This window comes from Echinicola strongylocentroti, assembly GCF_003260975.1.
In the GTDB taxonomy this organism is placed as follows: domain Bacteria; phylum Bacteroidota; class Bacteroidia; order Cytophagales; family Cyclobacteriaceae; genus Echinicola; species Echinicola strongylocentroti.
This window is the reverse complement of sequence record NZ_CP030041.1, coordinates 623,866-646,795: the sequence shown is the minus strand read 5'-3', so window position 1 is coordinate 646,795 and position 22,930 is coordinate 623,866. Positions and strand designations below refer to the sequence as shown.

Annotated in this window: 15 protein-coding genes and 1 pseudogene; 7 read left to right on the top strand and 9 right to left on the bottom strand. The window is 42.6% G+C overall.

Going from position 1 to position 22,930, the window contains the following annotated elements:
* The first annotated feature begins 368 nt into the window (after positions 1–368).
* Together DN752_RS02455 and DN752_RS24330 are read left to right on the top strand one after the other, a co-directional pair.
* Positions 369–1,601 carry an acyloxyacyl hydrolase gene (locus tag DN752_RS02455; protein WP_112782510.1) on the top strand — a complete coding sequence of 411 codons (1,233 nt, stop codon included), beginning with the start codon at positions 369–371 and terminating at the stop codon, positions 1,599–1,601.
* Between the two features lie 605 nt (positions 1,602–2,206).
* On the top strand, positions 2,207–2,488 hold the full coding sequence (locus DN752_RS24330; protein WP_162633081.1) for a hypothetical protein: 282 nt from the start codon (positions 2,207–2,209) through the stop codon (positions 2,486–2,488).
* Between the two features lie 186 nt (positions 2,489–2,674).
* Here the strand turns inward: DN752_RS24330 and DN752_RS02450 are convergent, their stop codons facing one another.
* From DN752_RS02450 to DN752_RS02430, 5 genes and pseudogenes are all read right to left on the bottom strand, one after another.
* Positions 2,675–4,111 carry a RagB/SusD family nutrient uptake outer membrane protein gene (locus DN752_RS02450; protein ID WP_112782509.1) on the bottom strand — a complete coding sequence of 479 codons (1,437 nt, stop codon included), beginning with the start codon at positions 4,109–4,111 and terminating at the stop codon, positions 2,675–2,677.
* Positions 4,112–4,128: 17 nt separating this feature from the next.
* Positions 4,129–7,191, bottom strand: coding sequence for a SusC/RagA family TonB-linked outer membrane protein (locus tag DN752_RS02445; RefSeq protein WP_112782508.1), 3,063 nt, complete (start codon positions 7,189–7,191; stop codon positions 4,129–4,131).
* A gap of 703 nt (positions 7,192–7,894) precedes the next feature.
* Entirely contained in the window at positions 7,895–8,875 is a 981-nt protein-coding gene (locus DN752_RS02440) for a pyruvate dehydrogenase complex E1 component subunit beta (protein ID WP_112782507.1), read from the bottom strand.
* A gap of 693 nt (positions 8,876–9,568) precedes the next feature.
* Positions 9,569–10,929, bottom strand: a pseudogene (locus DN752_RS02435) (NAD-dependent succinate-semialdehyde dehydrogenase).
* A gap of 113 nt (positions 10,930–11,042) precedes the next feature.
* Positions 11,043–11,909 carry a DUF808 domain-containing protein gene (locus DN752_RS02430; RefSeq protein ID WP_112782506.1) on the bottom strand — a complete coding sequence of 289 codons (867 nt, stop codon included), beginning with the start codon at positions 11,907–11,909 and terminating at the stop codon, positions 11,043–11,045.
* Between the two features lie 171 nt (positions 11,910–12,080).
* Between DN752_RS02430 and DN752_RS02425 the strand changes: the two genes are divergently transcribed.
* Together DN752_RS02425 and DN752_RS02420 are read left to right on the top strand one after the other, a co-directional pair.
* Entirely contained in the window at positions 12,081–12,584 is a 504-nt protein-coding gene (locus DN752_RS02425) for a metallophosphoesterase family protein (protein ID WP_112782505.1), read from the top strand.
* A gap of 211 nt (positions 12,585–12,795) precedes the next feature.
* Complete coding sequence (locus tag DN752_RS02420) at positions 12,796–13,530, top strand: EcsC family protein (protein ID WP_112782504.1); 735 nt, start codon at positions 12,796–12,798, stop codon at positions 13,528–13,530.
* A 267-nt stretch (positions 13,531–13,797) separates the two neighbouring features.
* On the opposite strand, the gene DN752_RS02415 is transcribed toward DN752_RS02420, so the two are convergent.
* Together DN752_RS02415 and DN752_RS02410 are read right to left on the bottom strand one after the other, a co-directional pair.
* On the bottom strand, positions 13,798–14,604 hold the full coding sequence (locus DN752_RS02415; protein ID WP_112782503.1) for a 3'-5' exonuclease: 807 nt from the start codon (positions 14,602–14,604) through the stop codon (positions 13,798–13,800).
* Between the two features lie 218 nt (positions 14,605–14,822).
* Positions 14,823–16,025, bottom strand: a complete 1,203-nt coding sequence (locus DN752_RS02410; protein WP_162633080.1) for a fibrobacter succinogenes major paralogous domain-containing protein — start codon at positions 16,023–16,025, stop codon at positions 14,823–14,825.
* A gap of 540 nt (positions 16,026–16,565) precedes the next feature.
* On the opposite strand from DN752_RS02410, the gene DN752_RS02405 reads away from it, so the two are divergent.
* Complete coding sequence (locus tag DN752_RS02405; RefSeq protein ID WP_112782501.1) at positions 16,566–18,128, top strand: sulfatase family protein; 1,563 nt, start codon at positions 16,566–16,568, stop codon at positions 18,126–18,128.
* 92 nt (positions 18,129–18,220) lie between these two features.
* On the opposite strand, the gene DN752_RS02400 is transcribed toward DN752_RS02405, so the two are convergent.
* A complete protein-coding gene (locus DN752_RS02400; RefSeq protein ID WP_112782500.1) occupies positions 18,221–19,897 on the bottom strand; it encodes a S41 family peptidase in 1,677 nt (558 codons plus the stop codon).
* A 223-nt stretch (positions 19,898–20,120) separates the two neighbouring features.
* On the bottom strand, positions 20,121–21,206 hold the full coding sequence (locus DN752_RS02395; RefSeq protein ID WP_112782499.1) for a phosphatidylinositol-specific phospholipase C1-like protein: 1,086 nt from the start codon (positions 21,204–21,206) through the stop codon (positions 20,121–20,123).
* A 524-nt stretch (positions 21,207–21,730) separates the two neighbouring features.
* On the opposite strand from DN752_RS02395, the gene DN752_RS02390 reads away from it, so the two are divergent.
* Positions 21,731–22,153 carry an SRPBCC family protein gene (locus tag DN752_RS02390; RefSeq protein ID WP_112782498.1) on the top strand — a complete coding sequence of 141 codons (423 nt, stop codon included), beginning with the start codon at positions 21,731–21,733 and terminating at the stop codon, positions 22,151–22,153.
* Positions 22,154–22,208: 55 nt separating this feature from the next.
* Complete coding sequence (locus tag DN752_RS02385; RefSeq protein WP_112782497.1) at positions 22,209–22,700, top strand: VOC family protein; 492 nt, start codon at positions 22,209–22,211, stop codon at positions 22,698–22,700.
* The last annotated feature ends 230 nt before the right edge of the window (positions 22,701–22,930 follow it).

Here is a 22,930-nt window from a genome sequence, read left to right as displayed (position 1 = left end):
AAGTAGCCAGACAAAGTCTAGTAACCTCAGTTCGACTATAAAACCGTTTCCGTACAGTGGTCGGAACATTCCTTGAGAGCCTGTCTGAAGCCAAAGGCAGGCCGATCTGGATCCAATCCATATCCTCCTAAAAAAGGACCGCAATGACATTTTAATACTAAAAATAAGTTGAGCTCAGGTTAGTAAAATTGGCTTTGTACCAATGATGGCTAGAGCGGTATATGGAATGAGAAGATAGAAATATCAAGTGTCCCCGCTTTGAGGAAACTACTCGACAATATGGATTTCATGAAGTTGCGAGGTAGCGAATGAATAAAATCGTAAATTGGACTTTTAAAGGCATCTGTAAAACTATATTATTGTCCATAATGAAGAAGCGTAAAGTGTGGATTTTTTGGAGTGTTTGTCTCCCTTTGTTTTTTTTGTGTTTCCCTGTCTTTTCTCAAGATGACCCTGAAGTGGATTCTGTAAGTGACTTAACTGCAAAGAAGTACTTGCATGGAATCGAGACGGAAATGCGATATGCTTATGTTTTTCCGCCTAAGCCCTTTTACAGAAACCAAGAATCGTCTTCACGACTGTCCAGAAGCGTGTTTTCAGCGCATTTACGGTATGGGTTTTATCTTCCTGAAGGAACCAATCGCTACCGTGTGTACGGGGACACGTATTGGGGGATTGGTATGGCGCAGTTTTATTTTGGCAATAAAAAGGAACTGGGTAATCCGCTGGCCCTGTACCTGTATCAAGGTGCGCGGATTGCTAATCTCTCCCAAAAGATCACGCTGAATTTTGAATGGAATTTTGGTATTTCCGGAGGTTGGGAGCCCTATGATGTGGAAAGTAACCCAAATAACAAAACTGTCGGATCGCGGTTCAATGCCTATATCAATACAGGCCTATTGCTCAAATGGAAGCCAAGCGACCGCCTTTATTTTACCTTGGGTACTGATCTTACCCATTTTTCCAATGGCAACACGGTCTACCCCAATGCCGGTGTCAATATGCTTGGCGGTAAATTAGGTGCAGTGTACCGGCTGGGGGAAGTCGATCGCCATCAATATCCGAAATCAAAGCAGTTTTCTTCTGATTTGATGTTTTCACAACACGTGAGCTATGATGTGGTGCTCTTTGGTTCTTGGCGAAGGAAGGGAGTGGCTTATAATGGAGAGCGAGTTCCTTCCCCTGATTCTTATCCGGTCATCGGCGCAAACATCAGTACCCTGTACAATTTTAGCCATAAATTTAGGGCAGGGCTTTCACTCGACCCCCTTTATGATGGCAGTGCCAATGTGTACACAGAAGATTTTATCATTGGGACGGAGCAGCCTTTCATCACTCCCGACTTAAAATACCAGTTGGCGCTTGGAGTGTCAGCACGTGCAGAGTTTGTCATGCCCGTATTTTCCGTCGGTGTAGGCCTTGGCACGAATGTGCTGCACAGGGGAGGGGATTTCAAAGGTACTTATCAGGTATTTTTATTGAAGACAAGGGTGAGCAAAAGTGCCTTTATCCACATCGGTTATAACCTCAAGGATTTTAGCCAGGCCAACTTCCTAATGCTTGGGATGGGGTATACCTTTGGGAATAAACGAATGTATTAGTGTATAAAGAAGTGATTAGAGCCCGATTTATGCATTGGGTATTCTACTTTCAGGTCTTTCCGACACCAGTCGAGGCAGGCGATCACGATTCCTAATGCATAAACTGGGATCAATGCCGTTTAGTTTAGTGTGTATCTGGAAAATATGGGTTCTATATTTTTCCTTGGGCAGTTATTTTTCTAGCTAAATTCCTAGGTGGTTTTCATCCCTTTACCTTTGTTACTTTTTTGCTTCAGGTCAAAAAAGTGACCAAAAAAACCCGCCGCTGTGCATCTATTGGCCTAAAATTAAAATCTTCCCTCATGCAGGCAAACTCCTCCTGTCTAAAGCCAAGCAGGCTTATCTAAAGCCAGGTAAACCTTCTTTAGCTGCCAACGTTCTTTTTGGGCAGCATTTCGTAAAACAAGCCTGCCTTTTTGCCCACCCGCTTTTTAATTTCTTAACGCCCAATACCTGCAAGGCGGATCCGATTAATAAGTTTCTTATGGATAAATTATCATCATTATTCCATGTAGTGGTATATTTTCTTAAGTAACCAAGTTGAGCGAGAACTATAAGCCCCCCTGAGCCAAAAAAGATATCGCTTCCTTATTACGGCCCTTGGTATGCCTGTTTTCCAGCCGATGGTGGAGGCCGTTAAGAAAGTGAGTTGGCTCGCGTCGTGGAACAGCGAGACCCACTCACTTTTAGGTCGTAGCCATCGGGTGGAAATTAAAATGGGTGACGGATCTCGGTCGCAGGGTAAATCCATGTTCCATTTTAAAAGGCATACCACCGGCCTAGATTTTTTTCTTTCTTTTTTCATCAATGGAAAAAAGGAAAAGGATAAAATCCACCAAGATGATCAGGTTTCCCCAGCCAAAGTCAATCAAAAAAAGGACTTTTAGGTATATGAAAAGAAGGGAATCCCCTTAACTAAACGGCATTGAAACCGGGTTAAATAGACTGTCTCAAAAGATTACGCCATTCTATATTCGTTGAATGACATAATCTTCTAAAACATGCAAAATGAGCATATCAGGCCCCTTATCGTTAGCGTAACGATAAGGCATTTTATGAGACAGTCTATTTGTTTACCACCCTTCGTTTTGAGGTAGTAGGTTTGGGTCAATATTGATTTCGCTCTGAGGCACTGGCCATTGTAGCAGTCTGTCTGCATAAACCCTTTCATGGCCTTCTACACTGGTGACACTTTCCATGGAAGCTTTTAGGTCAGCCTTACCATAACGCAGCAGGTCAAAATACCGATGCCCTTCAAAGGCTAGCTCCAACCTTCTTTCTTTTTTGATAGCCACTCTCATTGCTTCTTTGGACATTCCTGATGGAAGATCACTGAGGTTGACCCTGTTTCTGATTTTGTTGATAGCGTCATAGACTGTGGTATTAGGTCCGTTCAGTTCGTTTTCTGCTTCGGCTAGGTTGAGGAGGATTTCGGCAAATCGAAACACTACGAAATTAGCATCGCCATCATCTGTGATCGTTGCGTCAGGAATGACTCCCTTGATCACCGCAAAGCCAGTAAGGGACCTGACCGGGTCGAATTCCAAGCCTGCGAAGCTTTGACCTTCCGAAAGTACAGTAATGTTCTTACGGATGTCTCCAGCTTCATAGGTGTCTACTAATTCCTGTAAAGGGGAGTAACTGATGCTCCCAAATGCAGGAATGGCACCTGAGCTGGCATTGAAAGCACTTCCTACACCAGAAGTACCTGTTTTGCCAAGAAATTGAACCTCAAATATTGATTCAACGGAATTGTTTTCTAAGGTGGGTAAAAACATATCCTTATAGTTTTCCATTGGCAATAATTGATACCCCAGCTCTATCACCTCATTGGCCGCCGTAATGGCTTGTGCATAGTGCTTGTTGTACAAGTGAACTCGGGATTGTAGGGCATAGGCAGCCCCCTTCGTTGCTCTTCCCAGATCAGAGGGACTGTAGCTTTGTGGCAAGTTGGAAATGGCAAAGTTAAGATCTTCCAGAATTTGAGCGGTTACCTCTGCTTTCGGGTCTCTTGCCACAAGGGATTCATTTATAGTTTGTTTGGCCAATATCAGCGGTACATCGCCGTATAAGTTGGTAAGATGAAAATAAAACAAGGCTCTTAAAAACCTGGCTTCTCCCAATATTCTGTTTTTGGTTGCTTCTTCCATGGTGATAGCTGGAACATTTTCCAGCACTTCATTGGCACGGACGATACCTTCATAGGATTTACGCCAAAAATTTTGGGGCCATACACTTGATGCATCAAAGCCTCTTCCTTCACTGATTTCCAAATAATAATTGAATGAAAACTGAGAATAGGCATTGTCACCGATAGCATCGGAGTGCCGCATGAAGTCCCTGTACATGTGGTTATTAGCCAGTACATTGTATACTCCATTTATTCCTGAAGTCGCATCATCAGAGGTGGCCCAAAATTGAGGTTCACCGATGGAATTAAGTGGATAACGTTCTAAGTCCGTGCAGCTGCAGATCAGTACAGCTATGATTATGTTAATGTATTTTTTCATAGTATGAGAGGTCAATGTTAGAAGGAAATGTTTACGCCCATAGACACCGTTTTGGCCTGCGGGTAACTGTCATTTACGTTATTGAACGTAGAAGCATCCTCTGGGTCAAACCCATCCGCAAATTTGGTGATTGTCAGTAGGTTTTGCCCTGCTATATAGACGCGCAGGTTGGAGAAGCCGATTTTTTCCACCATTTCATGAGGAAAGGTGTAGCCAAGTTCTATGTGCTTCATTCTTAAATAGGAAGCATCCAAGATAGCAGGGCTGATGGCGGGACCAACAAAAAGCGACGTGTTGTATTTATATCCAGTAGCTACTCTTGGAACGTCTGTGTCGGTGTTTTCAGGAGTCCATCTGTCCAAGTAGAGATTGGTCAGGTTACTGAACCCCCTTAGACCATCAGTACCATATACGCCATTTTCTACATCTCTTCCCAGTACTCCTTGGAACATTACCCTGAAATTAAATCCTTTATAATCAACCGTAAGGGTCATTCCATAGGTGTTTCGGATATTAGGGTCACCAATGATCACCCGGTCTGATGCGTCCACTATGCCATTTCCATCAGTGTCTTCATAAATATAATCCCCAGCGCCTACCAAGGATCCCCCAGGTTGTGCTCCGTATGTTTCAGCATCTTGAGCTTCTGCTTCGGATTGGAACAGGCCAGTAACCACGTGTCCATAAAATGAATTGATGGGGTATCCTTCTTTTGTCAAAACTTTATTGGCCGAGAGAAATTCACTGTCCAGTTTTAAGACTGTATTGTCGTTATGAGACCAGTTTCCCGAAAGACTGTATTGAAATTCACTTCCGATATTTCCGTAGTAATTTAAGCTGAATTCATATCCTTTGTTTTGAACTTCTCCCTGATTCTGGACAGGAGGGGATAAGTTGCCAAGTGTAGCTACGACAGGAGGGCTTAACAGGACGTTTTTGGACTTTCTATTGTAGTAGTCAGCAGTGAGCGATAGTTTATAGTCTAATATGGTAAGGTCCATCCCAATGTCCGTCGTTTCGGTCGTTTCCCATTTTACATCAGGATTGGCCAGTGCTCTTGAGGCTGCTCCTGCGACCAAGCTATTTCCGAAGACATAAGGTTGATCAAGGTTTACGGTCGCAATACTTGGGTAGTTACCGATGTTTTGGTTGCCTAATTGTCCCCAGCTGGCGCGTAGTTTTAGCTCGTTGACATTAGATAACTGGCTCATGAAAGCTTCTTTGGCCATGTTCCACCCCACAGAGAAGGAAGGAAAGGTGCCGAAGCGGTTGTTTTCTCCAAAGCGGGATGAGCCATCATAGCGCACGTTGAATTCGGCCAAGTATTTTTCTTCATAGTCGTATGTAATGCGTCCAAAGTACGATTGGAGTGCCCATTCTGTGGCATTTCCTCCTACACTGGGATTGAGTGAAGCCACGTCAAGCTCGGTAAGTAAATCGCTGTTGTAGCCTTCATTGGCTGCAGAAAGGAAGTCCTGGCGATAAGCTTGGTTGGTATATCCTGCCAAACCGCCCAAGGTAGATTTACCAAACGTCTTGTTGTACCGAGCAGTAAGCTCGAAGGTAGAGGTGGTGCTTAAGAGGTCTGTTTCTCTATATTCGCCTAAACCGTTGGAAGTAAACACGCTTTCACCGTCTGAAACAGTCATTTTATTCCTGAAAAAACTCTGCTTGCGATCTTGTACATAAACCGATCCATTGGCCTTTAGCACCAACTCTTTGATTGGCTCAAATTCGACATAGAGATTCGGGGTGGCTCTATAAAATTTAGTGTTGTCGTCTCCTCCATATTTAGCTAATCCGATAGGATGGATAGCGTTAGAAGTACGTCCGGCCAGATCTACATTGCCCATAGAAATGTAGCCGTTTTCATAGCGGTATGGGTTGAGTGGGGCATAGCGGATCATGTCCCGGATTAATTGGGTTACCCCATAGTTATTGTAATTAGGTTCATTGCTGTTTGTATAACTGCCTGAAATGTTAAAACCAGTTCTGAATTTTTCTGAAATTTTAACATCTACATTTGAGCGGAAGTTATATCGTTTGGAGTCGGTTTCGATGACTATGCCTTCTTGGTCCTGAAAACCAACAGAAAACATGTACTTTACATAATCTGTACCTCCAGTGACAGAGAAGTAATGGTTTTGCAAAGGAGCTCCTTTTCGGTAGCCTTCATCAAAGAATGAACCACCACTATTGTACATTGGATCATTGCCATTTTGGAACAGCTCAAGTTCCTCTTGTGAGTACAGTTCAGCTCTTCCGGTGTTGGTTTGGGCTTCGTTTTTCAAGAGGGCAAAGTTATAGGGGCTTAGCATACTGGGAGTGGCGGTAGCATTTTGGAACGCAATGTAGGAGTTCAGAGACACTTTTGGCTTCCCGGTTTTTCCTCTTTTAGTAGTTACCAATATAACACCATTTGCAGCTCTAGCTCCGTATATTGCCGCTGAGGAGGCATCTTTTAGGACGGAGAAGCTTTCAATGTCATTTGGGTGCACATCGTTTAGAGTGGATTGAACACCATCTACCAGTACCAGCGGGGCAGAGTCACTGTTTTGACCACTAATGGATGACCTTACTGTACCTACCCCTCGTATTTGGATGGTGGGGTTGTCATTTCCTGGTTGAGCCGAACCTTGGATTATCTGAACCCCAGAGACACGTCCCTGTAATGCGTTTGCTGCACTGGTAACACTTTGGCTTCCGATATCTTCTGTGTTTAATGTGCCTACGGCTCCCGTAAGGTTTTGCTTCTTTTGAGTTCCATAACCTACTACGACGACTTCATCAAGCTCAGAACCCGAGAGTGCTACATCAATTGTGGTCTTACTCCCGATAACTACCTCTTTGGTTCCATATCCAATGAAGCTAAATACCAAGGTGGATTCTGGTGCTGTAGTGATGGAGTAGTTTCCATCCAAATCGGTAATAGTACCGCTTAAGGAGCCTTTTACCAAGATATTGGCACCAATTAATGGCTCTCCTGTTTCTCCGTCTTTTACCGTTCCTTTTACTGTAACGTCTTGCGCATAGGCCAGACTTACAGCGAAGAAGGCAATAAGTGTAAATAATTTTTTCATAAACGTTTAGTTGGGTGGTAAATAAAATTCATTAATCAATAGGCAATAGAATACTAAAGAAAGCTATGGTTTTTCTTTCGTTTAGTTGTTTTTTTGATAATTGGATAAATTGGGTCGTTTACGGAATATTATGTGGGTCCATAATATTATAGGTGGTTATGATAGGGTGTTGAGGGAGGCTGTTGTAATATTAATGAATATTGATTATTTGTGCAAATGGTCTAATGATAAAAAATGAAAAAAAATAGTTATGTATTGTTGTTGTTTTAGTTTTGAAAAATAAAATGTGAGCCTTGATTCTGTTTTGTGATATAAAAATGAAAGTTATTGAAGATTTATTTTTAAGGCTCTCACTACGTTCCACCAGTTGGAGCAAAGCCCCAATATAAAAGTACAGGGTAGGTTGATTACGGAATTTCCCCTATTGTGCCCAATGTGGTTGTCAAGTAAGTTGCTTTATGATGCTCTTTTTTGATGTCTTAGCATCTGGTTAAAGAAAAAACAGTGCAAATCATAATCATCCGCAACACTTGTCCTGCCTAGGTAAATCAGCGTTCTATCCAAACCATTCCCAATTCCCTAACTTTTTCGCTTGATCTGGTGTTTGGCGAAAATTCTATGCGGGAGAAGTTAAGTATGATGCATAAAAAAAAGCATCCACGATGATGGATGCTTTTCAGTATCTATATTGTTAACATGCCTACTACTTCACGTAAGTCACTTGCTTTACAGCTTCTATGGTTCGCTTCACGTTTGGAAGGGTAGCCTCGATGTAAGTAGGTGAATAGCTCAATGGAATGTCCATGGAGTTTACCCTAAGTACTGGCGCATCCAAATAATCAAACATGTTTTTCTGGATGTTGAAAGCCAAGTCGGTCGCCAATGAGGAGACAGGGGTGGCTTCTTCTACCACTACACATCGGTTGGTTTTCTTTACTGATTCGTATACCGTACCATAGTCGATAGGGCGAACTGTTCTAAGGTCAATTACCTCAGCTTCGATACCATCTTTGGCAAGCTCTTCAGCAGCTTCGAGGGCTACTTTCATGATTTTGCCAAAAGAGACGATGGTCACATCAGCACCTTTGCGCTTGATGTCAGCCACACCGATAGGCAAGAGGTATTCTCCTTCAGGAACTTCGCCTTTGTCGGAATACATCAGCTCAGATTCCATGAAGATCACCGGATCGTCGTCGCGGATGGAGGCTTTTAGCAGGCCTTTGGCATCATAGGGGTTACTTGGTACCACTACTTTGAGGCCAGGCGTATTGGCAAACCAATTTTCGAAGTTGGAAGAGTGGGTTGCTCCCAATTGTCCGGCATTACCGGTAGGTCCCCTGAATACGATAGGTACATTGTAAGCACCGCCAGACATGGCGTACATCTTTGCAGCTGAATTGATGATTTGGTCAATGGCCACCAAGGAAAAGTTAAAGGTCATGAATTCGATGATTGGTCTCAGACCGTTCATTCCGGCACCTACGCCCAGCCCGGCAAAACCGCCTTCTGAGATCGGGGTGTCGATTATCCTGTCTGGTCCGAATTCATCCAACATGCCTTGGGTTACTTTGTAGGCTCCATTGTATTCGGCCACTTCCTCACCCATGAGAAACACGTCTTTATCGCGTCTCATTTCTTCGGACATGGCCTCTCTTAATGCTTCTCTAAATTGTATTTCTCTCATTTTTTAGCCAAAATTTTCGCTCGTAAAAATAGAAAGTAATCCTTCAATTACCAAGTCGATTGCAGAATTAACCTAGGAATGTTAGAAGGTTTGAATATTTTAAGGTGGTAGTGTTTTAATGAACGCACTTTAGAAAATGATGTGTTTAAACCTTATAAAGAAATGATGTATTAAGTTTTAGTCTTGCCTCTTGTTTCGGTTAAGGGAATTTACCTCCTAAAGTTACGCTTTGTGACCATTTTTGATAGCAATATCCGTTTTTTGTTCTAGCTCTCGAAAGGCCATATTATGAGCCATGATGTCCTGAAATTCTGAGGATATCAGTGATTTATATATTCGCAAAAAATGCTTGTCGTAATCAAAAATCTCGATGGTGCTAGGAGTTAAGGCCCGAGAATACGTAGATTTTCCGGCTCCATTACATCCCCTATTACAAAAAGTACTGGCAATAACATTACTTAGTACTTAAATTGCGGAGAAGGTTTAGGTTGTTTTTTTTGTATACCTAAGGCAGTGTTTTTTTCGTAAACCAAAATTTCCTTTCGAACATGAGGCATTTGCAACTTTAACCTACGTTTGAATTCTTTGATTTGACCGGCAATATCATTTTTTTGCTTATTCATATTACAAATATAATAAATTTCGTTTGGAGACCTAAGTACATATCTGAACCTACCCGTGTAATCTATTCACCTACCCCATATAAACTGTCTTCACATTCATAAACTCCTTAATTCCGTTTTCTGCCAGCTCCCTGCCATAGCCTGATTTCTTGATGCCTCCGAAGGGCAGATAGGGATTGGAGGCTACCATGGAATTGATGAAAACTGCGCCACTTTCGATCTTCCTGCTCAGTTGGTCGGCCTTTTCTGAATCTTTTGTCCATAGGGAAGACCCCAGCCCAAATTCCGAGTCGTTGGCAATGGCTATCGCTTCAGCTTCATCCTTTACTTTGAACACCGAAGCCACCGGACCAAAAAGCTCCTCGCTGTAGGCGGGCATGTCTGGACGGAGGCTGCCTAGAATATAGGGTTTGAGAAACGCCTTGCCTTCTTCCGGTTTTTCCCCTTGCAGAATCACTTCTGCACCTTTTTGAATAGAAGCTTCTACTTGCTTATAAAGCTCCATCGCCAAGTCAGGCCGGGCCATGCAGGCATATCCTGCATTTTCATCCAGTGGATCCCCGGGGGAATAGGCCTCAATGGCTGACTTAAAATGGGCAATGAACTCCTCATAAACGGCTTCTTCTATGATGAAACGTTTGGCGGCAATGCAGCTTTGCCCGAAGTTGATCATACGTCCTTTGGCGGCAACCTTGGCTGCCTCCTTCACATCAGCATCTTTCAAAACAATGAAAGGGTCACTTCCGCCCAGTTCTAGCACCGTTTTTTTGATCTGCTCACCAGCTTGCGCCGCAATGATTTGGCCTGCTTTTTCGCTTCCGGTAAGGGTAGCGGCTTTTACATCAGGATGGGCAATGATGTTAGCGACTTTGTCCGAGCCAATTAATAAGGTTTGGAAAACACCCTCTGGGAATCCAGCTTTGGTGAAGACCTCTTCGATGGCCAGTGCGCATTGGGGACATTGCTGGCATGTTTTAGCAGGCCTACGTTGCCTGCGGTCAGGTTGGGAGCGGCAAAGCGAAACACTTGCCAAAAAGGAAAGTTCCAAGGCATCACGGCCAAGACTATGCCCAATGGGTTATAGACCACTTTAGCCTCCTTTCCATCGGGCAGTGATATGGGGGCGTCAGCGAGCATCTCTTCGGCTTTCTCAGCGTAGTATTCACATACCCAGGCACATTTTTCTACTTCGGACCTGGATTCAGTGATGACTTTGCCCATTTCTAGGGAGATGATTTTCCCGTATTTATCGATATTGTCCCTGAGGACTTGGCCTGCCTTTTTCATGAGTGCTGCCCTTTGGGCAATGGGCAACTCCCGCCAAGAAAGGAATGCTTCTTGACCTGTTTGAATGGCTGATTCCACTTGCTCTTCGGTGTGTTCAGCATATTCTTCCAAAAGTTCTCCTGTATAGGGATTGATCGATTTCATAGGATAGGTTTTAGTGGTTAATAATTGCTAAAATCCGGTCCAAAATCAATTTATGGACTTATGGATAAAGAAGCATAAACTGTTCCTAAACTGACAAATCCGTTAAAGGAAGTTTACTTTCCAAGGAGCTTTTTCACTCCTTTGAATATCAGCAAGGCGATAAAACCAACAATTAGCCCAATCACAAAATCCTTGAGCATGCTAGGAACAGCAGGGGCAAAGTGGTGGAGGTAGTCGATGTTATGGGTGAAGATTCCTCCTGCTACCAATAACAGGGCCAGTGTGCCGATGATTCCCAAAGCTTTGATGACAATGGGCAGGGCATTGACCAAACCTTGGCCGATGTTAAATACAAGCCCGGATTTTTTCTTGCTTTTGGCCATGATTTTATAGCCTGTTTCGTCCATTCGTACGATCAAGGCTACGATTCCATAGACCCCTACTGTGGCCAAGATGGCGATAAAGGTGACGATGATGATCTGGTTGACAAGCGGCTCTCCCGTCACTGCTCCCAAGGCAATGATGACGATCTCTACAGAAAGGATAAAATCGGTCACAATGGCTGATTTTATCCGCTCTTTTTCGACCTGCAAAATTTCCTCTTTGGTCCGTGTTTCTTTGATGGCTTCTTTTTTGGAATGGTGATGGGGCACAAAGAAATGGTACACTTTTTCGGCGCCTTCAAATGCCAAATAGATCCCGCCAATGAGCAGGATGACCGTGACCGCCCAAGGCAAAAACGAACTTAGCAAAAATGCGATGGGAAGGATGATCAGTTTATTGACAAAGGACCCTTTGGAAATGGCCCAGAGTACAGGAATCTCCCGGGACGAAGTAAAGCCCGCCGCTTTTTCGGCGTTTACGGCCAAATCATCCCCCAGTATTCCCGCGGTTTTTCGGGTAGCTATTTTAGTCATGGAGGCCACATCATCCATGAGTGTGGCGATATCATCTAGAATTGCAAAAAAACCTGAAGCCATAGTGTAAGTAGGGTTGTTGTTAAAAGCTTAAAAATAGTAAAATCCTTCATAGAAAAGAATGGAGATGGGGGAATTCGTCTTTATCTTTTGTGGCGTCGTTAAATTCCATTTCTTTGTTATCGGCTTGGTCATATCCAAGTTGGTCTGAGTTTAGATTTGAGCAGCAACAATATGGTGAAAATAGCGTTAATTTCAGATTCCCACAGTTATATTGATGATAAGACACTTTCCCATCTGCAGGATGTGGATGAAATCTGGCATGCAGGGGATATTGGCGATGAAAAAGTCATGGAGGCCTTGCCCAAAGGGAAAAAAATCCGAGCTGTCTATGGCAATATTGATGACTTGGCCTGTCAGCAAAAGTATCCTGAGGAATTGATTTTTGATCTGGAAGGCGCTAGGGTGATGATGATCCATATCGGTGGCAAGCCTCCCAGATACGCCACGGGAGTAAAGAAACACCTAAAAGAAATAAAGCCCACCATTTTTATTTGTGGTCATAGTCATATTTGTAAAGTGGAATTTGACAAGGAACTGGGCTGTCTGTATATGAATCCTGGGGCTATTGGCAATCATGGTTTTCACCAAGTGAAGACCCTCCTGAAATTTGACCTAGAGGCCGGCCAACCAAAAAACCTGAGGGTCGTTGAATTAGGAAAGCGGGGGAGTGTATGAGGTGATCAGCAATCGGTTAGCAGTAATCACAGCGATATAAAATAGGTGCTCACAGAAACCACGGAAATCTCAGAAAGGCGTTGTTTCATTCTGGGTGTTCTGTGCGTTCCGCGAGAAAAAAAAACTACTGGCAAGAAAGCGTATAATCAAAAAATGGAATTTATAATCTCCCTTTAGCCAGCAGTAGATATTCAACCATTAACCAACAACGATGTTGCTATACGAAGAAATTGCTTTTTATGAAATGAACGCTTGGCTTCAAAAGATGAAGAAAAACCCTTCATTGATGAACAGGATGGCCAAAGGTGTGCAGCATCGGATCAATAATATCATTCCCGAAAAAGTGCATCAAGCCATTACCTTTGCCATCGAAAAGATGGTGAAAGGAGTGCTTTTTGGCTCCAGCTATATCAATGCTACCATTCCTGCAGAAGTGGGCTTCGAAAAAAGGGAAGAAAAAGTAAAAAGTAAGATCAAATGGTATAAGAGTACAGCCTCTGTAGAGGGTGCGGTGACTGGTGCAGGAGGGATTTTGATGGGGTTTGCTGATTTTCCCGCTTTTCTGACCATCAAGATGAAGATGATGTTTGAAATGGCTTCTCTCTATGGGCACGATGTCAAGGATTTTAGAGAGCGGCTCTTTATCCTCCATGTTTTCCAGTTGGCCTTTTGTAGCCAAAAGAAAAGAAATGAGCTGATCGGCATCATCGAAGACTGGGATAAGCATAAAGAGAACCTGCCCGTAAAAGGTGATGGCTTTGACTGGAGGAGCTTTCAGATCGAATACCGTGATTATATGGACTTGGCCAAACTGGCCCAGCTCATTCCCGTCATCGGTGCAGGGGTGGGGGCAGTGGCCAACTGGCAGCTTTCTGGCCATCTGGGTGACACCGCCATGCAATGCTATCGGCTCAGGTATTTTGACCGAAAGGGAATGCTGGAGTGAGTCAGTTGGGAATTGAAAGATGCTATAATCAGATAAGCCCGCTGGCTACCATCCAAGTTCTCCGGCGTATGACCCAGCCTCCAAATGCCCCATTGCGGTGATAGCAGCTTCTCTACTCCGCCGAGTGCCTGATTTCACACTTTGCCACGCTCAGCATAGCAATCAGTAACAGCTTAATGGAGTAAGCAACTCAAAGTTTGTAAAATTCTGGTAGACAAGTCTCAAATCTCAAGTCTCACTACTCACTACTCACATCTCACTACTCACCTACCGATTATTGAAATTCCGGAGTTTGATCTGGGTAAATTTACGTTTGGTGTCCAGAGGGAAATCCCCTTTCATCATCCAATCGTAGTAATTGGGCTCTTCTTTCAGCACTTGTTCGACAGGCTTTCCTTTATGTTTGCCGAAGTTAAAGCATTCCACACCTTCATCGTTGAAGATAAACCTTCCGGCGAGATCCACCATTTTTTCATTGATCAGTTGGTGGACTTTTTTCATATCGTTTTCGATAATGCCAAGCTTGTTTCCTTGCAGGTCAAAAGCCTCTTCATCCTTGTACCGTTCTATCTGCGCTTTGAATACTTCATAGGTGGCGATGGTGTCGGCTTCTGCGCTATGGGCATTTTCGAGGGTTTTGCCACAGTAGAATTTATAGGCAGCTGTAAGGTTCCGCTTTTCCATCATATGGAAGATCTTCTGGGCATCCAGCAGGTTCCGCTTTTCGATGTCAAAGTCGATCCCGGCACGCAAGAATTCCTCTACCAAAAGTGGAATGTCAAACTTAAGGACATTAAACCCGGCCAAATCAGCACCTTCCAAAAACTGGTGGAGCTCTTTGGCCACGTCCTTAAAAGTAGGGGCGTCCTTGATGTCTTTATCATAAATACCATGGATCAGGGAGACTTCCTTTGGAATCGGGACGGTCGGGTTGATTTGCATGGTCTTGGTTTCCTCGTTTCCTCCAGGATGTACCTTCACGATGGATACTTCCACGATTCGGTCGGTAGAAATATTGATGCCAGTAGCCTCTAGGTCAAAAAATGCAATGGGAGTCTTTAAGTTTAAATTCATCTTTAGAAGGGTTAACAGGGGAATTTGGACTTCGCAAATTGGAATGTTCCGTTAAAATTTCGTTTATCTTCCAAAGATAATGATTAGCATTTATCCTGCCTGACTATTATAAAAAAAGATACGAAATGTACTCTGCATAGTTAGGAATGTACTTCTAAAAGCCTCCTTTGGGCCAGCTTAGGAAGATAGACCCAAAGGAGGTATGAGTTAGGTTGTGTTTAATCTTTTACACACCGAATATTGGAAGGGATTTCCCTATAGAACTGTACCCTTCCTATGCCGCTGTCGGTATCTGATACTACTCTCCCAATCATGGCGTCTTCTCCGGAGGATTTTGGAGACCACCACAGACCTAAGCCCCCTCCATCATCTATATAAACGTAGTATCCTTTCGTCGATCCTGGAGGTTCTTCACTACAGCAATAATTGTTAAAACCATAAGCTGAAAAGCCTGATAGATTATTGGCGTCAGTGTTGTTAGTTGAATAGGGCCAATTGGTATCTTTTATTTTGCTGCCAACTCCTTGAGTAATTCCGCGAAATTGCCCACCTAAAGTAGTCCTGAAAATGTCTAACTCTTCTGCGGGCATTCCAAGATATGCTTCCATTTCTTTCCAGTCCTCGTCTGTCGAAATATGCCAGCCACAAGGGCATATATTTCGCTCATCCAATATGACATCACCAGTGTAATAGCCCCCTCGGTCTCCCGCGGGGTGATAGCCAGCAAAAAGCACTAAAGGCACATTTTGTTCAACATATCCCTGGATGTAGGTGTCTTCGGGTACGAGCAGAGAATCGCCATTGCAAAAAACATCACTTCTAAGATTTTTTGCCATCCAATATTGTTCGCCAATTTTAACGATAGGATAGTGATTGCCTGCGGCATCGGTTACCGTCTTTCCCTCCACTTCAATAAATTCTTCACTATATTCAAATGGGCCGATCGCTAACTCAATAAAATTGACTTCACCATCTTCAGTTTCATTGACTTGGAGATAAAAATTGTAATGATTTTGTTTATGCACTTGCACCTCTCTTTCAAGCGGATTGTTTTGAAAGAAGTCCTTGATAGTTATGGTAATGGTTTGGCTTTTTTTGACATAAGCATAGAAAAATCCACTAATGTATTCGAGATCATAATTTTGGTCGCCCTTTATATAAGCAGATTTAACAAAATCATCTTTGACCGTAACCAAACCATAATCGGTATTCCCCAGCATGGATATATCCATATTGGTGGCTTCCAGGGTAAATTCCCCCTCAATTCGAAAAGGTAAATAATCTTCGTACTTATCACCCGGAACCTCAGCTTCGAACTCATATTCTCCATAGGGTAACTGTATTTGATAAGCTTCTGAAAAATCGCGTGGTAGATAGGCCAATTTATATTCTTCTCCAGTTGATTTATTGGTGATCTGCAAAGTGTCCCATCTGTTTAGAAAGATATGGTTCCAACTTGATGTCTCTGCGATTCTACTGTTGGGGAGGTTATGGCCAAAATCAATTTGAAGTTCCGAAAAACTTACCATTCCGCTTTGGGGATTCTCTGTGCCTTCTTGCACACATGATGCTGCAATGATTATTAAAATGCAGCAATAGGTTATTGGGCTGTTATACTTCATAGTAAAGAAGGTTTTGGTTGTTGTATTATTTTACTTTAAAATATAAAAAAACAACTATATATGGTAATTTAATATATGAACAACTGTTTTTAGTGTATGTTAACTTGTTGTTTGTCATGTGTAAGATCAGCGCTTTACTTTTAGGAGAGCGATGGCCATCAAAGCTATAAAGTAAAGTTATGTCTGCTGAGCAGTCTCAACTTTTAAATATATTTTTGTTTTGATTGTAATTAGCTTTTGATATCTTTCGAGTAGGGCAGCTCCTTCTTGGGGAAAGAAGAAATCCAAGAAAAGGCTTAGCCGTTTGTTCATTGTTAATTTACTATTTTAAGCCCACCCATGTTAACGTTCAAATTAAACCCATTGACCTGCTTTTTGTTGTTACTCAGTGTATTGTTGGCCTGTAATCAGAAAAAGGGAACGGAAGATCAGGTTACTGCTAAAACCCAGCCCAATATCATCGTCATTTATATGGATGACCTCGGGTATGGTGATATGAGTGCCTATGGAGCCACGGAGATCAGCACACCAAATATGGACAGGCTTGCCAATGAGGGAGTTCGCTTTACGAACGGATATGCCTCTTCGGCCACATGTACGCCGAGCCGGTATGCACTGCTGACGGGAACGTACCCTTGGAGAAATAAGGATGCCAAGATCCTTCCCGGAACTGCCCCTCTACTGATCGATACAGCCCAAATGACGCTACCCAAAATGCTGAAACAGCAAGGGTACTATACCGGCATCGTAGGAAAATGGCATCTTGGTCTGGGCAGTGGGAATGTAGATTGGAACCAGAAGATCAGCCCCAGCCCCAATGAAGTTGGTTTTGATTATAGCCATATTTTGGCAGCTACGCAGGATAGGGTACCCACAGTCTATATCGAAGACGGCTATGTGGTAAATCTCGATCCGAATGACCCTATTGAAGTGGATTACCAGAAGAACTTTGAAGGGGAGCCTACAGGTAAAGATAACCCCGAGATGCTCACCATGAAGTGGCATCATGGCCATAATAACAGCATCGTAAATGGTGTGCCACGCATCGGGTTTATGAAAGGAGGAGAGGCGGCCAAGTGGAGTGATGTGGATATGGCGGACCACTTTTTGGAAAAAGCCAAGGCATTTGTGAAGGGACATAAGAACGAGCCTTTCTTTTTATATTATGCCTTACAGCAGCCTCATGTACCTCGCACACCAAACCCGAGATTTGAAGGGGCTACGGGAATGGGGCCTAGAGGAGATGTGATTGCCGAAGCGGACTGGTGCATTGGAGAGTTTATCAAAACCTTGGAAGAAGAGGGCATTTTGGAAAATACGCTGATCGTATTTTCAAGTGACAATGGTCCTGTGCTAAACGACGGCTATTATGATGATGCGGTAGAAAAACTAGGTGGCCACAGGCCTGCGGGGCCGCTGAGAGGTGGTAAATACAGCCTTTTTGAAGCGGGGACTCGGGTGCCATTTTCGGTGTACTGGAAAGGTAAGGTCACGCCGAAGGTTTCTGACGCTTTGGTTTGCCAAGTGGATTTGATGTCTTCATTGGCTGATTTGGTGGACAGTGATCAGAAAGGGACGGATAGTAAGGATTTATTGGACACATTTTTAGGGAACAGTAATGAAGGCAGGGACGAATTGATCATTGAAGCTTCAGGCCGCACGGCATTGAGACAGGGCGACTGGATCATGATCCCTCCTTACAAAGGACCAGCAGTAGCAAAGGCCGTTAATATTGAATTGGGAAATGACGATGAATATCAGCTCTATAACCTAAAAGAGGATATTGGCCAACAAAAAAACCTCGCATCATCCAAGCCAGAAAAGCTCCAGAAAATGGTGGCAGCTTATGAAAAGCAACGAGGAAGTGATCAAGGCGAAATAGAGCAGTTGGAATTAAAGTAAAGCTGGTGAAAAGGAAAACATAAGCACAGGTCTTCAAAATGTAGACCTGTGCTTATGTTTTGGTAGGGGAATAGGTGGTAAGTTTTACTTTGTTATTTCATTTTAATCAATTCTATCCCTTTCAGAACATATTGGTCTCTTAAGAAATTAGAAGTGGTTTCATTTACATAGTGATCTATTTTTAGACCTTTTCTTTGTGCACTCGTGTCATCTGGGTAAAATGCTCCCAAGCTAGTGAAATTTACCTGCGTGGCATCAGGAAGTGTAAAGGCAGCGATATTCATGACAGCACCAGCAGTGGTTTTTCCTACTGTTAGACAGTTTGGGGAACCTTGGATCGCCATGCCGATATATTCGGATTGACTCATGGTGTTGTTATTCACCAGCAAAATAACCTTGTTTCTATAAAAGTTACGGTTTTTATGTCCAGTCTTAAATGGATCGGAAATAAGTCTCAGCGGAGATTTTACATGCTTAGCTAAAGAGGGTCTGTTTGAAATTGGACCTAGCACACGAATGAATTTTTTTCTCTTTGGATACAAATAACGGGTGAGTTCATTCAATAATAGATTACTAGGGGTTTTCCTTAAATCTATGATTATCCCTTTGGTTTGAGTGAAGCTGGAGAAAGCAGTTTTTATTTCTTGTTTTGAAATGGATCTTAAATTAATGTAGCCTATATCGTCTTCTATAAATTGCCATTTTTTTTTTGGGGCATCTCTAGATAATACTTTTTGGTTGGTATTTGGCAAGTCTTTATAGCGTGGTAGACATTTTGAAAAGAGGGAATCGTTTCTTGCTATGGTTATTTTTAGTGAGTCCGATTGACCACGCAGTATCCAGTTACTGAATCTTTTTAAATATGAATAATTAGAAGCAGAGATATATGGACTTAAGTTCTCCAGAATGGTTCTATTTATACTTTTTCCCTCAATTTTGACAATTTTATCTCCCAGTTTGATCTTGTTGTAATCTTCCGCGTTTTGATCAAATGTGGCAACAACCACTAAGGTGTCGTTTACTAGATTTGTCGCAAATGAGGGTTTATATTTGAATAATGAATCAAGTAGTTTTTGATTTAAGTAAAGTGCATGAGAGTCATCCAAAGCTCTTACCAGTTCAGCTTTAAGCCTTTCATATTTTAGTTCAGATTCGCAGATTAAGAATTTGGGAATAAGTGTGTCGAGGGTATCTTCCCAGTCAGTATCCATTAAGTATTTGTTGACATCGAAATATTGTATAGCATTCCAAAAACTGAATAGTGTTAAAAGCCTGTGGCTTTTTATCGAGACGTCGAATTTTTCCAGCCCTTTTTCGTTTTCAAAAGTCGGGATTATTGACAGCGTCCCAATGGATACATAATAATCACTGATGTTGGTGTTTAGCTTTAGCGCATTTAGCTTTTTATAAAGTTCTGAAGTTGCAGGGAATTTTGATATCCAGTCGTAATCATAATTTTTTGTAAACAACCCATCAAAATCATTGGAAATTTTGATTTTGGAAGGTTTAATGGAGTTGATGAAGTTTAGTAAAAACAAGTTAAGCGCTTCCTGGGTTTTTATACGTTCCAACTTTTCTACATTTTTCACAAATGCTTCAGACCAATTATATTTTCCTTTACTGACTAATGGATGGTGGTATTTCATTAGACCCCAAACTAAGCCGAACTGTTTAAATTTATGTGATTCACTAAGTGAAGTGAGTTCTCTAGCGTGTGTGAAAAAGACGGCAAAAACGGTAAAGATAATTGCTAGAAATAAACTTTTCATATTTTAATTATTTAGGAAAATAATAGATACTTGAAATAATGTATCCGAAATTAGCCTAAACTGATAGAATTGTTTTTCTGTTTTAAGTGAAAACTTGTTAAAAAGGAATTTTATTTTAGGGCTGCCTATACCGTCTTTGGCGAAGGATCATATAGAAAGTGCAGGAGATAACCTGCAGCATAATTGTTATGACAATATAGTAGCAGTTATCATATGGAGAGAACTATTTATTCGGTTGCAGTCGTTCGTATCCATTTTCCTTGAATGCTACTTTATAATCCGATTTAAACAAACTACTTGGGATATAATAATCAGTGGATATCACTTGAGCACTGGAACTTTTGGCTTTTTCAAATCGGTTGTAGTCGTTGTTTCTGGCCTCCTTCGTGCCAGCGTCAGCTCGGGTTCTTATCATATAACCTTTGGTGACAAGGTCTTTGATGTAGTCGTGGTTGGCGATTGGGTCATTGATGATGCGAAAACCTGCATTTGGATTCCCTTCCTTGACATTGACAAAGAGTACAGCATCTTCCAGGTTAGGGTGGACAGAGAGGTAGCGGTTGTTTTTTTCTTCTTTCTCATCCAATACAAAGAGAAACCTGCCTTTTACATCTTCCAGTATCGGCCATCCTTCAGCTAGAACGGCTTCCTCCAAGGAAGCATGTTCCCCGCGTACTAGGTCAGGAGTGATTAATTTCTCCATTGGAAAAACTGATCGAATTTCCTTATCTATACTGTCAAGGGCTGCGGCAGTAAAGGGAAGGGTAGGAGTCATCTGGGGTGTGTTACCATCTTTGGCATTGATGAGAATGATCACTGGAGTGTGGTCTGGATGGGAGTAGCTCCAGTTAGAAAGCTCATTTAAAGCATCTTTGAATAAGAGATGGTGACTTCTGAAGTCTATATCCTGGACATGGAAGAGCTTTAGTCCGGCTTTGTTGAGTTTGCCAGCTTCATCAAAAGGTAAATGCGGGATGCCTGCTGAGTCGAGCTTTTCCAAAGCCTTGGGATGACTGTACCGGCCGCCATTAGGATCATGAAATACGTCTAGTTCCAGATTGCGCAGCCCTAACTCCAGTTGCTCATTGAGTGGAATATGGTCATACGCTAAGGCAACCGCCGTACTGGAATCTTTCTTCGCAATGAGGGCCATTACTTCGGGCTCTATGCCGATTTTATAACTGTTGTGACTGCCGATTACTTGGATATCATTAAGCCTTATAGCCTCCGTGTTATGCTCCTTGGAGGGGTTGCAAGCAGCGATAACTGCGGTGATGACTCCTATGATAAGCAACTTGACACTGTTCATGTTTTTACTGTTTAGGTTAAAATAGAAGCGAAAATGCATGGATTCGTTCTGATTTTCGATAATTTACGGTGAAGGAATCATTAACTTTTTATGATATCCATAATGATGCCAGTATACTCGGGTGGGGGATAGACTTCTAAAGGTATTTTTGGTTCCTGGGGCAATTATCTTTTGTGAGATTTGCTCGCGGGGTTTTACCTGTTATTTAGGTGGATGAATAGAGGGGAAGTGCTTTGACGTGATTGCCCCGTGTAATTGCCGTTTTTGTACTGCTACTAAAAGTACTTTATGTATGATATTTGTGGTAGTAGGTTGTTAGAGAGACAATTTACTTAAACCCGGAATATGCATTAGCCTATCTGTTGCGACCTGAAACTGCTTCAAAATCAGCCGTTTCACTTTAGTTTTCGGCATAACCGTAGCGGTGCTACGCTAATACCTCCAAACTAACTGATTTTCTTGCAATTTCAGCTCTCACTACGATTCCTGACGCATAATCCGGGTTAAACCAAAAAATCTACACCATGAAAAAAATCACTGTAACAGTAAAGGTAAATGCGCCAGTAGACAAAGCTTGGGCCTATTGGACAGGGCCAGAGCACATTATGAGATGGAACAAGGCATCGGACGATTGGCATACACCACATGCTGCCAACGACCTGCGCGAGGGTGGTGCTTTTACCTCCAGAATGGAAGCAAAGGACGGTTCGATGGGCTTTGACTTTTCGGGGACTTATCAGGCTGTTCAAGAAGGGAAAATGCTCTCATATACATTGGATGATGGCCGAGAGGTGGAGGTTGTTTTTACACCAGAAGGAGAAGGAACCGTGATCAAAGAAACCTTTGATCCTGAGCAAACCAATCCCATCGAAATGCAAAAAGGGGGCTGGCAGGCCATTCTGGACAATTTTAAGAAATATGTCGAAAACGAATTGCAGGATTCATGATCAGCAGCCTGTCTTTTCCCCATAACTCAATAATTAATTAACTCAATAACCACTCATGAGCACCATCCAAACACCCCAAAACATAGTTCCGTTTCTGTGGTTTGACAAGGAAGCGGAAGAAGCCATTCGTTTTTACACGGGATTATTTCCCAACTCTGAAATCAAGAAATTGACCAAATGGCCCGAAGGAGGTCCTATGCCAGCAGGGACGGTTCAGGTGGGTGATTTTGTCATCAATGGGCTCCGGGTGCATGCCTTCGATGCAGGCCCCAGTTTCAAGTTCAATGAAGCCGTTTCCTTTTTTGTTCAGTGCGAAAACCAAGCGGAGATTGATCACTATTGGCACCAATTCATCGATCATGGAGGCGAGGAATCCCAGTGTGGATGGCTGAAAGATCGATATGGTTTTTCTTGGCAGATCGTACCTAAAGAGCTTACTGAGATGCTTTCCTCCAAAGATGTTGAGGGTGCCAAGAAAATGATGGAAGCCGTGATGAAAATGAAAAAGCTGGAAATAGCCCAGCTTAAAGCGGCTTTTGAAGATTGAGGGTTTCCAAATGCTTATAAACATCAACCAAAGAAGCCGACTTCTGGAGGCGCCTCTCTTAGCATGGGTTAGGATGCTGTGGCCATAGTGGAGTTATACTAGGGGGGCGGGTAGCAGTTGCCAAGTCGAAAGGCAGTTTTAAATAAATCATGCTGAGTAGTCCAAATGGTAAAGTGGAAGTTTACTTAATGGTAATTTATTGTTGACGATAGAGAAACAATCAACTGCTA

What these genes read in the sequence shown, in the direction of transcription:
- DN752_RS24330 (WP_162633081.1), top strand. Translation starts at nt 2,207, where the DNA reads ATGCCTGTTTTCCAGCCGATGGTGGAGGCCGTTAAGAAAGTGAGTTGG.
- DN752_RS02385 (WP_112782497.1), top strand. Translation starts at nt 22,209, where the DNA reads ATGAGCACCATCCAAACACCCCAAAACATAGTTCCGTTTCTGTGGTTT.
- DN752_RS02415 (WP_112782503.1), bottom strand. Translation starts at nt 14,604, where the DNA reads ATGAATTTAAACTTAAAGACTCCCATTGCATTTTTTGACCTAGAGGCT.
- DN752_RS02445 (WP_112782508.1), bottom strand. Translation starts at nt 7,191, where the DNA reads ATGAAAAAATTATTTACACTTATTGCCTTCTTCGCTGTAAGTCTGGCC.
- DN752_RS02430 (WP_112782506.1), bottom strand. Translation starts at nt 11,909, where the DNA reads ATGGCTTCAGGTTTTTTTGCAATTCTAGATGATATCGCCACACTCATG.
- DN752_RS02420 (WP_112782504.1), top strand. Translation starts at nt 12,796, where the DNA reads ATGTTGCTATACGAAGAAATTGCTTTTTATGAAATGAACGCTTGGCTT.
- DN752_RS02405 (WP_112782501.1), top strand. Translation starts at nt 16,566, where the DNA reads ATGTTAACGTTCAAATTAAACCCATTGACCTGCTTTTTGTTGTTACTC.
- DN752_RS02455 (WP_112782510.1), top strand. Translation starts at nt 369, where the DNA reads ATGAAGAAGCGTAAAGTGTGGATTTTTTGGAGTGTTTGTCTCCCTTTG.
- DN752_RS02390 (WP_112782498.1), top strand. Translation starts at nt 21,731, where the DNA reads ATGAAAAAAATCACTGTAACAGTAAAGGTAAATGCGCCAGTAGACAAA.
- DN752_RS02395 (WP_112782499.1), bottom strand. Translation starts at nt 21,206, where the DNA reads ATGAACAGTGTCAAGTTGCTTATCATAGGAGTCATCACCGCAGTTATC.
- DN752_RS02425 (WP_112782505.1), top strand. Translation starts at nt 12,081, where the DNA reads ATGGTGAAAATAGCGTTAATTTCAGATTCCCACAGTTATATTGATGAT.
- DN752_RS02450 (WP_112782509.1), bottom strand. Translation starts at nt 4,111, where the DNA reads ATGAAAAAATACATTAACATAATCATAGCTGTACTGATCTGCAGCTGC.
- DN752_RS02400 (WP_112782500.1), bottom strand. Translation starts at nt 19,897, where the DNA reads ATGAAAAGTTTATTTCTAGCAATTATCTTTACCGTTTTTGCCGTCTTT.
- DN752_RS02440 (WP_112782507.1), bottom strand. Translation starts at nt 8,875, where the DNA reads ATGAGAGAAATACAATTTAGAGAAGCATTAAGAGAGGCCATGTCCGAA.